Here is a 14,164-nt window from a genome sequence, read left to right on the forward strand (position 1 = left end):
GACCGATGGCTCTAAAGCCTAAGTTAATCGTTAAATAAGCCCGCTCTCGAACGCTTCGAGGCGGGCTTATTTTTTCTCTCCTCTAACGCCTTTGGCCGATTCTTTATTCGGGCCATCGACTCGCTGTGGTCAGTTCAGTGAGTTTGATCGGTATCGATGACAAATTGGTATAAACGAAACTTACAGGACTAACTATTGCCGACAGCGCAACCGGCATGCAATGATAGGACGCAGTGATCAATTTTAGGTACCGTTGAGAGGTGCCTTAATAGCGGTGGATAAGTTTTATGTTTTCTAAGTTTAAGCTGGAGTCTTCTCAATTGAGTCAGCGGCGTCAAGTGGTGTGGCACTATACCCAATACTTATATCAACGAATCAGTCAGGATCGAATTAATGTCAACGCTGGCTACCTAGCGTACATTACCTTGCTTTCCCTGGTGCCATTGTTAACCGTACTGATTTCTTTGATGTCCGCTTTTTCTGCTTTCGCGGACGTCAGTGAAGAGATCCAAGACTTTCTATTGACCAACTTATTACCGGCTGCTGGTGATAGCGTGCGCGACGTGCTGTACCAGTTCGTGAACAATACTGGGAAAATGTCAGCGGTTGGTGCGGTATTCCTGTTCATTACTTCCATTTCCTTGATCTCAAATATCGATAAGAGCTTAAATCATATTTGGCGAATCAAAACCAAGCGCCGTGCGGTGTTTTCTTTTTCTATGTACTGGATGGTGTTGACACTCGGGCCTGTATTGGTCGGTGCCAGTATCGCGGTGACGTCTTATATTACCTCTATTTCTCTCTCCCATGCTGAAACCTGGTCTTCAGCGATCACTGGGCTGTTAAAGTGGATTCCGTTGAGTTTTTCATTTTTGGCTTTTACCGGGCTCTACCTTTTAGTGCCGAACAAAAAAGTCTCGATTCGTCAGGCCATGCTAGGTGGGGTTGTGGCCGGGGTTTTGTTTGAGCTCAGCAAGCGCGGTTTTGTGCTTTATGTGGCGACCTTCCCCTCTTATCAGTTGATTTATGGCGCTTTGGCCGCGATTCCAATTTTGTTTGTGTGGGTTTATTTGTGTTGGATGATTGTCTTGTTTGGTGCAGAGGTCTCGGCCGCGCTGGGTGAGCGAGTTCAATGGCATCCCAAGTGGCAGAGTCAAGCAGACGTGGTAGACTCATCATCGCCGAAACAAGTCACACAGGAGTTAAATCGTGATAGCACTGATTCAGCGAGTAAGTGAAGCTCGCGTTGATGTTGAAGGGGAAACCGTTGGGCAGATTAAACAAGGGCTCTTGGTGTTGCTCGGTGTGGAGCAAGGGGATGATGAGGCCAAAGCCAAGCGCTTGATGGAGCGTGTCATCACCTATCGCGTCTTTAGTGATGAGAACGATAAAATGAATCTCAACGTGCAACAGGTCAATGGTGAGCTTTTAGTTGTGTCACAGTTTACCTTACCCGCCGATACGCGTAAGGGCACACGAGCTGGCTTTTCAAGAGGGGCTGACCCCAAACAAGCTCAGGCTCTATACGACTATTTTTCGGATCTGGCCAGCGAACAGATTCACACCGAAAGAGGACGCTTTGCCGCGGATATGCAAGTGTCTTTGGTCAATGATGGTCCCGTTACTTTTTGGTTGCAAGTGTAAACCGGGTGTATAGGCTCAAGATGGAATGAACTAGGGACAGTTATGTTTAAATTAGTCACGCCTAAAACGGACAATCAGATCAGTAAGTATTTCCACTTCCGTTGGCAGATGTTAAGAGAACCTTGGTGTATGCCCGAAGGCTCAGAGCGCGATGAGTTTGATCCGATGAGCCATCACCGCATGATTGTCGACGGCCGCGGTCGTCCTATGGCGATCGGTCGTTTGTACATTACCCCAGATGAAGAAGGGCAAATCCGCTTTATGGCGGTAAAAAGCAATCGTCGTCACAAGGGACTGGGTTCTTTACTATTGGTGACGTTAGAGCAACTGGCTCGTCAAGAAGGCGCTAAGCGATTGGTGTGTAATGCCCGTGAAGATTCGATCGCCTTTTATGAAAAAAACGGCTTTGAGCGACGTGGTGAGCTCAGCGATGAGCGCGGCCCGGTGCGTCATCAGCAAATGGTTAAAGTTCTGCCTCTGTTTAAATCGGTCATGCGTCGCCCTGAGTGGTGCCAAGAGTTACAACAACGCTGGGAAGAGCAAATCCCCATTAGTGACAAAATGGGCATTAAAATCAATGAGTATACCGGGTATCAATTTGAATGCCGCGCTCAGCTCAACCCCAATTTAAACCCTCATAATACCATGTTTGCCGGTTCGGCATTTACCTTGGCTACATTGACGGGCTGGGGAATGACTTGGCTGTTACTCAAAGAGCGTGGTCTCTCTGGGGCGATCGTGTTGGCCGATAGCCATATCCGTTACCACAAGCCGGTGGAAGAGCTACCCGTTGCTAAGACCTCGCTTGATGGCATGAGTGGTGATCTGGACCGTCTGGCCTCGGGCCGCAAAGCGCGGATCGTGATCAAGGTGACGATTTACAGTGGCGATGTTGAAGCGGTGCATTTTGTCGGTACTTATATGCTCTTGCCAGAGAGGGAAAGCTCCCGGTTAGGGTGACCACGACCTCTTTTCATCGCCAGTAAAGCGCGACGACGACGTCAATTCTCGGATAAAGATCGCTGAGTCTCAGAATTGACCGGTTGCTCATCGTAGTTTGATTGTACTGGCTTGTTGACGTCATCAACCGATGGTGGCTGTGATAAACAATCAGCAGTGAGCTGGCATTGGAGCTGATAATCAAACCTTGGCCAAGAGACTTTGGTTAAGTCAGCACTTCCTTGCCAGTTCAATTGCCAGTTTGGCCCTTGCAATGTCACCGGGGCTAAAGTCACTCGGCCACGGTCCAGGGTTAACGATAGCTCGTCAGAGCGAAAAGGCGTTTTGGTGGTGTTCATTTCTGCGTATTGATGATGCAGTTGAGCATGGATATGGCCACTGAGTGAATGGCTCAATATTGAAGTATCGCCTGCTAAGCCTGACAGTTGTAGGTCAAAATCGGTCAGAGCGTGTAATGCACTGGGAAGGGGAGTGAGTGTACGCCACGCACTCAGTGGCAATCCCGCCCCCGATAGCGACAGTTGCCAAGGCTGACTCAGGGGAGCTAAATCCACTTGAGCTTGCCCTTCCAGATACCCTTGTTTGAGGGGGATCAGCAAGCGGTCGAGTTGCCAGTCGCCCTTGTCACTGTGCATACTGATGATCGGGCGTGAAGAATAATAGCGCTCGATACTGGCATTGTCAGCGCTCAGAGTTAACTTGCCCTGCCACAACCCCCATTGGCCTTGTTGCTTAAAATCCAAGTGTTGGCCTTGTGCATCTAGCCCGGTGACTTGCCAAAAAGGCGTTTGGGCCAGTTGGATAATTTGGTTGTTTTTCAATTGTAAGCTGTCGACTTTTAGTCCATTAAGCCCTTGTAATTGCTTGGATAACTCCGTCAAAGTGCGTTGAGAGAGCGGGTCTTCAAGGCGATAACGCACACCGAGGATCTGTAAATTAGACAACATGAGTTGTTGCTGGCTCCAGTGACCTTTGAGACTGACTTTACCCTCTCGCCAATCCGCCTGCATGCGTTTTATGGTTATTTGTTCGGGTTGTAAGGTCATTTGCACGACCGGGTTGAGGAGCGTTTCCCCCGCCGTTTGTAAACTGTCTGCCTGTAAGTGGATGTTCGCGGTTTGACGGGCTAAAGGCAGCTTAGGGCGCCAGTGTTCAATGGCGAAATTTAATCCAGAGGTCTGCCATTGGTCACTGCTGATGTTGCCGTTGACGATATTGAGACTTTTAATTTCTGCAATCGGTGCGAAGGAGAGCAAGTGTTTGGAGAGGGACTCACTTTGCTTTTGGTTTAGCTTGAGTGAGTCGACCGTGGTGTTGTCGACCACCCACTGCTGCTGAGCGTTTTGCCAAGCTTGGCCTGTAATTTTTGCCTGATTCCAAAGGAAAGAAAACCCGTTAATATGGCTTTGTTCTGGCTGCCATTGACCGCTAACCAATAAGTGATTAAGTGCTTGGCCATGCCAGTAGAATTGGTCGGCGTAAAGTTGGATTTCTCCATAAGGCAACCATTGTCCCTGTTGCCAAATGGGATTGTCGATTTGTAGCTGCAGATCGCGAACACTCCATGGGCCGTGTGCAATGTCTAAATGTGCAATGGCCAGGCGTCGCAGTGGGATGGCATCGGGCCACGAAATGGACGCTTGTGCTTGTTGCCACGAGGCGCCATCAATCAAAAGAGAGTCGACCGCGAGTTTCCCTTGCCACAATTGATCTCGGTCGATCCATAACTCGACCGCGTCGATGTCGGAGACTTCACTCTGTGAAAAATACAATCCCTTAATTTTTAAGTGGTTGGGGAATTGGTAATGGAGCTTTTCAACTTGAATGGGCCACTCGAATTGCTTGGCAAGTGTATTGAAGACGGTGGCAGAAAACGGGCTGTACAGCAAAGCCACCAAGGTGAGTGGAGAAAGCAAAATAATGACGAGCACTAGCATGCCCAACGTGCGTAGTAGTTTCATTCTCGATCGCGTCTCCTTGCTGATACCCAAAGGTCAGTGTATCGCCAGTTAGGACAAAATTCGAGTAAAATCAGAGCTCAACGCGAAAAGAACAATCAGAGCATACCGCTATTGTCAAAGGAAAGTGGGCACGGATAAAAAAAGCCCATGATGGGCTTTTTTACTGGCTAGGGTTGCCCCGCGATTGAGTTAGATGGCTATTTTCTCAGCGGTTTAACCATGGAGAACTGCGGCGTTTTTAATCGGGAAGCTGTGGGCCGCTAGCCACCAAAGATTGGCCATGCGCCGTATCCGTGTATTGAGCAAAATTATCGATAAAGCGCTGGGCAAGATCGCAAGCTTTTTGTTGCCATTGGCCAGCATCGCGGTAACTATTGCGAGGGTCTAATAATTCAGTACTGACTCCGGGTAGCGCTTGTGGGACCGCCAATTGGAAAATGGGTACTGTCGTGGTGGGCGCGCGATCGATATCGCCATTGAGAATCGCATCGATAATAGCGCGTGTTTCTTTCAGTGAAATGCGTTTTCCCGTGCCATTCCAGCCTGTGTTGACCAAGTAAGCTTGAGCGCCAGCAGCGCGCATGCGCTTGACCAACACTTGGGCGTACTGAGTGGGGTGTAAGCTTAAAAATGCCGCGCCAAACGCCGCTGAAAACGTCGGGGTTGGCTCGGTGATGCCGCGCTCGGTACCCGCAAGTTTGGCGGTAAAGCCCGATAAAAAGTGGTATTGAGCTTGTTCATCGGTAAGGCGTGAAACCGGAGGTAAGACCCCAAAGGCATCGGCGGTTAAAAAGATCACTTTTTGCGCATGGCCGGCTTTAGAGACGGGTGTCACTATATTATCGATGTGCTCAATGGGGTAAGAGACACGAGTATTTTCAGTGCGTGAACCATCGTCAAAGTCAATGTGTCCCTCGTCATCGACCGTGACGTTTTCGAGCAAGGCGTTGCGGCGGATGGCGTGATAAATTTCCGGTTCTGCGGCTTCAGAAAGGCGGATGGTTTTCGCGTAACACCCTCCTTCAAAATTGAAAACGCCATCGTCGTCCCAGCCGTGTTCATCATCACCGATCAATTGGCGGTGAGGGTCGGTAGACAGTGTGGTTTTTCCTGTGCCAGACAGACCAAAAAAGACCGCGACATCCCCTTGTTGACCAACGTTTGCCGAACAGTGCATCGAAGCGATTCCCTTTAATGGCAACAAGTAATTCATCACCGAAAAAAGTCCTTTTTTCATTTCGCCACCATACCAAGTCCCGCCGATGATTTGCATGCGCTCGGTCAGGTTAAAGGCGATGAAGTTCTCGGAGTTAAGCCCTTGTTGTTGCCAATTGGGGTTGTGGGTTTTGGAACCATTAAGAACGACAAAGTCAGGCTCAAAATCCACTAACTCTTCTGGACTGGGACGAATGAACATATTTTTGACGAAGTGAGCTTGCCAGGCCACTTCGGTAATAATCCGCACGCTCAAACGCGAATTGGGGTTGGCGCCACAAAAACCGTCAATGACAAACAAGCGCTTTTTCGACAGCTGATCAGTCACGAGGGACTTGAGTTGCTGCCAGGTATCGGTCGATAGAGGGTGATTGTCATTTTTGCCTTGATCTGACCACCAAAACGTCTCTGCTGTGGTGTCGTCTTTGACGATGTATTTGTCTTTCGGTGACCGGCCGGTAAAGACACCGGTGTCTACAGACACAGCGCCGAGCTCTGTGACCATGCCTTTTTCATAGCCGGTTAGGGTTGGGAGAGTTTCTTCGATAAACAACTGTTCGTAACTCGGGTTGCGAACAATGTCGGTTGTGGATTGTATTCCGTATTGGGTCAGATCGATGTCCTGACACTGAGGTCGCGGATCTATCACGGTCATAGCAGCTCCTGAGCCTTTCAATTTTCGTTATTGGTCATGTTGTTGTCACGGTGCTGGTTGTTATATCTCGAGCCTAATAAAGGTCGAATTTGTGTTGTCGTGATTTGACTTATTTGGGGTAGCACCTAGGCGGGATAGTAACACTCGACTAAGTCGAAAAAGGGATAAGTATCAAAAAAATGGCTAATTTATCGCGGTGAAAAAAGGTATTGCTTAGAAACGTGAAGAGGATTGGAAAACGCGTGTAACAAAAGTAAAAATGGACCTCAAAAATGACAAGCCGAGCAGGTTTTGCTCGGCTTGAAATGAGGCATTGTGCTTACGTCTTTTTCTTCGCCGTGCACAAGGCGTTTAAGGGCGCTTAATGTAAAGTGCTGTCCTTTGGTGCTTGCGCTTGTTGGTAGAGTTCTTCGATATCGTCGGCATCAAAGCGGTAATTGCTGCCACAGTAATCGCAATGCAGAGTAACCGCGCCTTCTTCTCGCACAATCTCGGCCACTTCAGCAGGGTCTAAAGTGATGATGGCAGCGCCGCTGCGCTCTCGAGAACAACCGCAATAAAAGCTGACTTCATGGGCTGGGAACAATTGTACCTTTTCTTGGTTATACAAACGGTAAAGCAATTCTTGTGCTTCAAGGCCAAATAGTTCTTCGTTTTTAATGGTTGCGGTGAGCTGCTCTAAGTGCTCAAAGTCATCGGGACTGCCTTTGCCGTCGGGCATAACTTGTAGCAGCATACCTGCCGCGTGCGCTTTACCTTGGTAGTCACCTGTGCGGATCCAAAGGCGCGTTTTCAATTGCTCTGAATTGGCAAAATAGCCTTCGAGGATCTCTGCCAGGCTGTCGCCTTCCAGTGCCACGATACCTTGGTAGCGCTCGCCTTGTTTCGGTTCAATGGTAATCACTAAGTAGCCCTTACCCATTAAATCGTGAATACTCGCTTGTTCAGACAGTTCGCCTTCCCAACGGGCAACCCCGCGCAGCTTTTGCTCGTGGTCACCGTTGATGACCGCGAGTGAAACGGGACCATCGCCTTGTAATTGCATGGTAATCGAGCCCTCGAACTTAAGGGTTGCTGTCAACAAAGACGTCGCGACCATCAGCTCGCCCAGCAAGGTTTGCAACACAGCTGGGTAGTCCTTATTGGAAATGACCTGTTGGTAGGTATCGTCTAATTGTACTAGCTCACCTCGTACCGAAAGGTCTTCAAAAAGGTAGCGGTTCAACACATTGTTCGCCATTGCGGAAACTCCAGCTGTTATTGATGTTTGAATTTAATAATGTCACGACGTTGTTTTTTGTCCGGCCGTCGTTCGGGACTGGGATTATGAGCCATCATCTTGCGCTGTAAAGCTTGCTCTTCTCGCAATTCGATACTGGCTTGTGTTTCTTGATACAGCGTTTGTGCCTCAGGCGCACCACGCCGTTGGTCGGAAATCTTTTCAACCACGATTTGTTTCTGTTGATTGCCTTGGCGTAGGGTAATCAAGGCACCGATTTCGACAATTTTACTCGGTTTGCTGCGCTGGCCATTGTAATGCACTTTGCCGCCGTCGATCATGGTTCTGGCAATGGAGCGCGTTTTGTAAAATCGCGCTGCCCACAACCATTTGTCTAATCTTACATTGTCTTGTGGGGAACTCATGTCAAATTTGGTTCTCTAATGATTGCGATTGAATGAAGTATTCACTCTATTTTAGCGGTTTTTGTCGCAAAGATGACAAAAAAACGTCAAACAGCAAAATGACATTGTTTTCTTAGTGTGTCATAGCATGAGCCGCGACATTTTCATGATATCTTAATAAAGATGAACATCGAGTTAGCTTTAAATGGTGACGTAGATCATATTTTTCAAGCTAAATTTGTCGTTTATCACCAAGACGTCATCATCGTGGTGTCTTATGATAGAATTTTGTCATGTTTTTCGCGTGCATACCCGCGTTGCGCCGAGAGTTAAGTTCAGTGAAGGAAACAACAAGAAGTGAAGCAAATGGAGCTGAGTGCAATTTCTAAAAGCCTACCTTGGTTGACCGCATTGCTACAACATCACCTGATGATTCAATCTAAGACTAGCGTACTTGCCACTTTGGGCTGTCTTGCTGTATCGGGCTGGATTGTGGGGCAATCGGTATGGCTTGTCGTGCCAGACTCGCAAGCACTGAAACCGTGGCGGGCGAGTGCGGTAACCAAGAGTGCGACTGAGAAAGACTCAACACCGCTCGATTTAGCTGAACTCAAAGCCGCTCATTTGTTTGGCGAATATCGCGCCCAAGCGGATGAGCCCAAAGCGCCGCCCCCGGTGGTGAAAGACGCCCCGAAAACGCGTTTAAATCTCACTTTGGTGGGCGCAGTGGCCAGCTCTGATCCCAAGCTCAGTTTAGCGGTGATCGCCAACCGGGGTGATCAAGCCACTTATGGCGTTGGTGAGAGTATCGAAGGCACGAAAGCGAGTTTAAAAGCCGTTTATTCCGATCGCGTCATCATTGAAAACGTTGGGCGAGATGAAACCTTGATGCTGCAAGGCATTGATTACGATGAACGCGACTTAGCCAGCGGCTCCAGCGAACGCTCGGCGCGGGAAGAGGACGAAGCGGCCGCCGATGAGCTAGCGTCGATCAAACAACAAGTGCGAGAAAACCCGCAGTCTTTACTCAAGTACGTCAAGTTGTCTCAAGTGACGCAAGACGGTGAAGTACAAGGTTTTCGTTTAAGCCCGGGCAGCAATGCAGAATTATTTACGTCATTGGGACTTGAAGAGGGTGACATCGCCATCGAGCTCAATGGGTTGGATCTCACTGACCAATCGGTGCTGCCCAGTTTAGCGCAATCGCTCAGTGATCCATCAGAACTTGATTTGACCGTACTGCGTGACGGTCAGCGCTACAATGTATTTATCCAATTTTAAACCCTTAAGCCATAAGCGTTGGCTTAAGACAGGGAGAGAAAAGTGAAACACTGGTTACGCAAAAGCACTTGGTTGATGCTCGGCAGCTTACTCACTGCGCCAAGTTTGGTTTGGGCAGAAGAATTCAGTGCCAGCTTTAAAGGCACCGACATCAAAGAATTTATCAATGTCGTCGGACGCAACTTGGACAAAACCATCATCGTCGATCCCTCTGTGCGTGGAAAAATCGATGTGCGCAGTTATGATTTACTCACTGAAGAACAGTATTATAGCTTTTTCCTCAATGTGTTAGAGGTTTATGGTTACGCTGTGGTTGAATCAGACAACAATGTCTTAAAAGTGATCAAAGCGAAAGATTCTAAAACCGCCGCGATTCCGGTCGTCGGTGATGACTCTGCGCAAGGCGACAATGTCGTGACTCGTGTGGTGGCAGTAAAGAACGTGTCGGTCCGTGAGCTTTCCCCTTTGTTGCGTCAGTTGGTGAACAACGCTGGGGCAGGGAACGTGGTGCATTACGATCCGGCCAATATCATTTTGCTGACTGGCCGTGCTGCGGTGGTCAATCGCTTGGCCAATATCATTAAACGGGTCGATCAAGCAGGCGACAAAAACGTGGAAGTGATCGAACTTCAAAATGCGTCTGCTTCAGAAATGGTGCGCATTGTGGAAGCCCTGAATAAAGAAGGGAAAAGCAGTAATACCCCAGAGTTGTTGATCCCGAAAATTGTCGCCGATGAGCGCACGAACTCGGTATTGATCTCCGGTGAACCGCAAGTTCGCGAGCGAATTACCAACTTAATCCGCAAGCTCGATATTGAAATGGCGACCAAAGACAACAACAACCGGGTTGTCTATCTCAAGTACGCCAAAGCGGAAGAATTGGTTAACGTGTTGCAAGGCGTGTCGGACAACTTACTGAAAAACAAATCCTCTGGCGATAAGAAGTCCTCTTCGTCGAGCAGTCAACGTGAAAATGTGGTGATTTCTGCTCATCCAGAAACCAACTCATTGGTCTTGTCGGCGCCGCCGGATGTGATGGCGGCGATGCAGGGCATCATCGATCAATTGGATATTCGCCGTGCTCAAGTGTTAATTGAGGCTTTAATTGTCGATATGTCGGAAAACAATGGTGTCAACCTCGGTGTGCAATGGGGTTCACTGTCGAGTGGTAGCGTGATTCAGTACGGCAACGCCAGTACGCAAATTGGCAGTGTGATGGTCGGTATCGAAGAGGCCAAAGACTCAACGGAAACCATTAGCGGTGTGTCAGATGGTGAAGTGTACTCTTATGAGTCTACCGACGACGGTGATTACACCACCTTGGCGTCCTCGTTGTCGAGTGTCGAAGGAGCCGCCGTGGCGATTACCTTTGGTGACTGGACGGCATTGTTGACCGCGGTCGAAAGCGATTCAAACACCAATATTTTATCGTCGCCGAGTATTACGGTGATGGACAATGGTGAGGCGTCGTTCATCGCTGGTGAAGAAGTGCCGGTGATCACGGGGTCAACGACGGGGAGTGGCGGTGACAGCAGCCCGTTCCAAACCGTTGAACGAAAAGAAGTGGGCATTAAAATGACCGTCGTGCCGCAAATTAACGAAGGCGATGCGGTGCAATTGACGATTGAGCAAGAAGTGTCGAACGTACTTGGCGCCAGTGGCGCTGTGGATATTCGCTTTGGCAAACGTCAGTTAAAAACCTCGGTGATGGTCAATGATGGTCAGATGATCGTCTTAGGTGGCTTGATTGATGAGCGCACCGCAGAAAGTGAGTCAAAAGTGCCTTTGCTTGGCGATTTGCCTTACATCGGTTGGATGTTCCGCTCGACCAGCAGTGCGGTTGAAAAGCGCAATCTGATGGTGTTCTTAAAGCCCACCATTATTCGCGATGGGATGACGGCCGACGGTTTAACCCAGCGCAAATACAATTACATCCGCGCCGAACAGCTTTATCAGGCGGAAAAAGATCTGCGCTTGATGGATGGGGTACACACCCCCGTGATGCCTAAATACGGTCTTGATCAATATCACGCCCCCGAAATTCAAGCTTTTATTGGTCAGGTTAGGGAGCAGTAATGACAGAGAGTCGCTCAGGCGCCCCCGCCCAACGCCGTTTGCCTTTTAGTTTTGCCAATCGTTTTAAAGTCGCGATTGAGCCTGGCTCTGAGCAGCAAAAGCCGGTGTTGTACTACAAAGCGCCGCTTAATCCCGCGGCCTTAATTGAAGTGCGCCGCGTGTTGCACACGAGTGTCGAGCCGCGATTACTCAGCGACAGTGAGTTTGAACAAAAGCTCACCGAGCTCTACCAACGGGATTCTTCGGAAGCGCGCCAATTAATGGAAGATATCGGTGCCGATAGCGAGGACTTTTTCTCATTGGCGGAAGAACTGCCTCAAAATGAAGACTTACTTGAATCGGAAGACGATGCACCGATCATTAAGCTTATCAATGCGATGTTGAGTGAGGCGATTAAAGAAGGTGCTTCGGATATTCACATTGAAACCTTTGAGGTGAGCTTGTCGATCCGCTTTCGCGTGGATGGGGTTCTGCGTGAGGTGTTATCGCCGAGTCGCAAGCTTGCGCCTTTGTTGGTCTCTCGGGTCAAGGTTATGGCCAAGCTTGATATCGCAGAGAAACGCGTACCTCAAGACGGTCGTATTTCGTTGCGCATCGGTGGTCGAGCCGTCGATGTGCGCGTGTCGACCATGCCGTCGTCTCACGGCGAGCGGGTGGTGATGCGCTTGTTGGACAAAAATGCGACCCGTTTGGACTTATTTAGCCTGGGCATGACAAAGGACATTCATGAAAACTTTGCTCACTTAATCCAAAGGCCACATGGGATTTTGTTGGTCACTGGCCCAACCGGTTCGGGTAAATCAACCACATTGTATGCGGGGCTACAAGAGATCAATAGCAATGAACGCAACATTCTGACCGTCGAAGACCCGATTGAATTTGATATTGATGGCATCGGCCAAACGCAAGTTAATCCAAAAGTTGACATGACATTTGCTCGCGGCCTCAGAGCCATTTTGCGTCAAGACCCCGATGTGGTGATGGTGGGAGAAATCCGAGACTTGGAAACGGCACAGATTGCGGTGCAAGCATCATTAACGGGTCACTTGGTAATGTCAACATTGCACACCAATACCGCGGTTGGCGCCATCACGCGTTTGCGAGATATGGGGGTGGAGCCTTTCTTGATTTCCTCTTCCTTACTCGGAGTGTTAGCTCAGCGATTGGTACGCACCTTATGCCCACATTGTAAAGTGCCTTACCCAGCGGATAACGAGCAGCAAAAATACTTTAATCACAGTGATGATGAACCGCTCGTCTTGTATAAGCCCAGTGGGTGTGAACACTGTAACCACAAGGGCTATCGCGGTCGTACCGGGATCCACGAATTGATCCTAGTCGACAGTCAGGTACAACGTTTAATTCACAGTGAGGCGGGTGAAAAAGAGATTGAGCACGCCGTTCGCCAGCATACGCCGAGTATCCAAAGTGATGGTCTAGCCAAAGTTCGCCAAGGGGTTACCTCTTTTGAAGAAGTCATGCGCGTGACTCGGGAGGAGTAATGGCGGCATTTGAATACAAAGCACTCGATAAAAAGGGCAAATCAAAAAAAGGCACTCTAGAAGGAGATAACGCTCGTCAGGTTCGCCAACGCCTCAAAGAGCAGGGGCTGATTCCTGTTGAGGTGAGTGAAACGCGGCGTAAAAAAAGTTCACAAGGTAGCGCGGGGTGGCGGCGTGGCATCAGTACCGCCGATTTGTCGTTGATCACTCGTCAACTTGCGACCTTAGTCCAGTCGGGGATGCCATTAGAGGAGTGCTTGCGCGCGGTTGCCGATCAAGCTGAAAAACCACGAATTCGCACTATGATGGTGTCGGTACGCTCGAAAGTGACTGAAGGTTATACCTTGGCCGACAGCTTGGCGGATTACCCACATATTTTTGATCAGCTCTATCGAGCCATGGTGTCGGCGGGCGAAAAGTCCGGTCACTTAGACAGTGTCTTACAACGTTTGGCCGATTATGAAGAAAACCGTCAAAAGGTGCGTTCTAAACTCGCACAAGCGTTAGTCTATCCTGTTGTGCTGGTGGTGTTTGCTATTGGTATCGTCAGTTTTCTTCTCGCTGCCGTTGTTCCCAAAATTGTCGAACCCATCATTCAAATGGGACAAGCCTTACCCGCTTCGACTCAATTTTTATTGGCGTCGAGCGAGTTCGTCCAACAATGGGGATTGATCCTATTGATGGCCTCCTTACTGGTATTGGTTACTGTGAAGCGGGCGCTCAAAAAACCGACCTTACGCTTGCGTTGGGACCGCAAACTTTTGTCGCTGCCTTTGATTGGAAAAATTGCTTCTGGGCTCAATACCGCTCGCTTTGCGCGCACTTTGGCTATTTGTACCTCGAGTGCGATTCCGATTTTAGAGGGCATGAAAGTGGCGGTTGAAGTCATGTCGAATCAATATGTAAGAAGGCAAGTGATCAGCGCGACAGACAATGTACGCGAAGGGACCAGTTTGCGCAAAGCCCTAGAACAAACGCGCTTATTTCCGCCCATGATGCTGCATATGATTGCCAGTGGTGAGCAAAGTGGCGAGTTAGAAAGTATGCTAACGCGCGCGGCAGATAATCAAGATCAAAGTTTTGAGTCAACGGTCAATATTGCTTTGGCCATTTTTACGCCCGCATTGATTGCGTTGATGGCGGCCCTAGTCCTCTTTATCGTTATGGCGACACTGATGCCGATGTTGGAAATGAATAACCTCGTCAGCGGTGCGTAATATAAAAAACAAGCTGATGAACTCAGCACA

The 14,164-nt window shown here is 49.1% G+C and carries 11 protein-coding genes; 7 read left to right on the plus strand and 4 right to left on the minus strand.

All coding sequences use genetic code 11. From position 1 onward, the window contains the following. The first annotated feature begins 287 nt into the window (after positions 1 to 287). The 3 genes from AB0763_RS00470 to AB0763_RS00480 are packed head-to-tail and all read left to right on the plus strand — an operon-like array spanning position 288 to position 2,604. Complete coding sequence (locus tag AB0763_RS00470; RefSeq protein ID WP_306101822.1) at positions 288 to 1,238, plus strand: virulence factor BrkB family protein; 951 nt, start codon at positions 288 to 290, stop codon at positions 1,236 to 1,238. Continuing rightward, positions 1,210 to 1,644 (plus strand): D-aminoacyl-tRNA deacylase, encoded by a 435-nt coding sequence (dtd, locus tag AB0763_RS00475; protein ID WP_306101823.1) that lies wholly within the window; start codon positions 1,210 to 1,212, stop codon positions 1,642 to 1,644. The genes AB0763_RS00470 and dtd overlap by 29 nt, the downstream gene beginning before the upstream one ends. A gap of 42 nt (positions 1,645 to 1,686) precedes the next feature. Continuing rightward, the gene (locus AB0763_RS00480; protein WP_306101824.1) at positions 1,687 to 2,604 is read left to right on the plus strand and encodes a bifunctional GNAT family N-acetyltransferase/hotdog fold thioesterase; all 918 of its coding nucleotides are present in this window, start codon (positions 1,687 to 1,689) and stop codon (positions 2,602 to 2,604) included. A 41-nt stretch (positions 2,605 to 2,645) separates the two neighbouring features. Here AB0763_RS00480 and AB0763_RS00485 read toward each other — a convergent pair whose 3' ends face one another. The 4 genes from AB0763_RS00485 to hslR all read right to left on the minus strand — a co-directional run bounded on the left by AB0763_RS00485 (position 2,646) and on the right by hslR (position 8,079). Then, positions 2,646 to 4,565: an AsmA family protein gene (locus AB0763_RS00485; RefSeq protein WP_306101825.1), complete on the minus strand. Its 1,920-nt coding sequence runs from the start codon at positions 4,563 to 4,565 to the stop codon at positions 2,646 to 2,648. 238 nt (positions 4,566 to 4,803) lie between these two features. Continuing rightward, a complete protein-coding gene (pckA, locus tag AB0763_RS00490) occupies positions 4,804 to 6,435 on the minus strand; it encodes a phosphoenolpyruvate carboxykinase (ATP) (RefSeq protein WP_306101826.1) in 1,632 nt (543 codons plus the stop codon). A 361-nt stretch (positions 6,436 to 6,796) separates the two neighbouring features. Next, positions 6,797 to 7,675 (minus strand): Hsp33 family molecular chaperone HslO, encoded by an 879-nt coding sequence (gene hslO, locus AB0763_RS00495; RefSeq protein ID WP_306101827.1) that lies wholly within the window; start codon positions 7,673 to 7,675, stop codon positions 6,797 to 6,799. 17 nt (positions 7,676 to 7,692) lie between these two features. Beyond that, positions 7,693 to 8,079: a ribosome-associated heat shock protein Hsp15 gene (hslR, locus tag AB0763_RS00500; protein ID WP_306101828.1), complete on the minus strand. Its 387-nt coding sequence runs from the start codon at positions 8,077 to 8,079 to the stop codon at positions 7,693 to 7,695. Between the two features lie 345 nt (positions 8,080 to 8,424). Between hslR and gspC the strand changes: the two genes are divergently transcribed. The 4 genes from gspC to gspF are packed head-to-tail and all read left to right on the plus strand — an operon-like array spanning position 8,425 to position 14,134. Then, entirely contained in the window at positions 8,425 to 9,339 is a 915-nt protein-coding gene (gene gspC, locus AB0763_RS00505; protein WP_306101829.1) for a type II secretion system protein GspC, read from the plus strand. 42 nt (positions 9,340 to 9,381) lie between these two features. Beyond that, on the plus strand, positions 9,382 to 11,415 hold the full coding sequence (gene gspD / locus AB0763_RS00510) for a type II secretion system secretin GspD (RefSeq protein WP_306101830.1): 2,034 nt from the start codon (positions 9,382 to 9,384) through the stop codon (positions 11,413 to 11,415). After that, a complete protein-coding gene (gene gspE / locus AB0763_RS00515; protein WP_306101831.1) occupies positions 11,415 to 12,917 on the plus strand; it encodes a type II secretion system ATPase GspE in 1,503 nt (500 codons plus the stop codon). Before gspD ends, gspE begins: the two co-directional genes overlap by 1 nt. Further along, positions 12,917 to 14,134, plus strand: a complete 1,218-nt coding sequence (gene gspF / locus AB0763_RS00520) for a type II secretion system inner membrane protein GspF (RefSeq protein WP_306101832.1) — start codon at positions 12,917 to 12,919, stop codon at positions 14,132 to 14,134. The genes gspE and gspF overlap by 1 nt, the downstream gene beginning before the upstream one ends. The last annotated feature ends 30 nt before the right edge of the window (positions 14,135 to 14,164 follow it).

The organism is Vibrio sp. HB236076 (assembly GCF_040957575.1).
Lineage (GTDB): Bacteria > Pseudomonadota > Gammaproteobacteria > Enterobacterales > Vibrionaceae > Vibrio.

Excerpts from the sequence above, each read along its gene's own strand:
- AB0763_RS00470 (WP_306101822.1), top strand. The coding sequence starts at position 288 with ATGTTTTCTAAGTTTAAGCTGGAGTCTTCTCAATTGAGTCAGCGGCGT.
- AB0763_RS00480 (WP_306101824.1), top strand. The coding sequence starts at position 1,687 with ATGTTTAAATTAGTCACGCCTAAAACGGACAATCAGATCAGTAAGTAT.
- AB0763_RS00485 (WP_306101825.1), bottom strand. The coding sequence starts at position 4,565 with ATGAAACTACTACGCACGTTGGGCATGCTAGTGCTCGTCATTATTTTG.
- pckA (WP_306101826.1), bottom strand. The coding sequence starts at position 6,435 with ATGACCGTGATAGATCCGCGACCTCAGTGTCAGGACATCGATCTGACC.
- hslO (WP_306101827.1), bottom strand. The coding sequence starts at position 7,675 with ATGGCGAACAATGTGTTGAACCGCTACCTTTTTGAAGACCTTTCGGTA.
- hslR (WP_306101828.1), bottom strand. The coding sequence starts at position 8,079 with ATGAGTTCCCCACAAGACAATGTAAGATTAGACAAATGGTTGTGGGCA.
- gspC (WP_306101829.1), top strand. The coding sequence starts at position 8,425 with ATGGAGCTGAGTGCAATTTCTAAAAGCCTACCTTGGTTGACCGCATTG.
- gspE (WP_306101831.1), top strand. The coding sequence starts at position 11,415 with ATGACAGAGAGTCGCTCAGGCGCCCCCGCCCAACGCCGTTTGCCTTTT.
- gspF (WP_306101832.1), top strand. The coding sequence starts at position 12,917 with ATGGCGGCATTTGAATACAAAGCACTCGATAAAAAGGGCAAATCAAAA.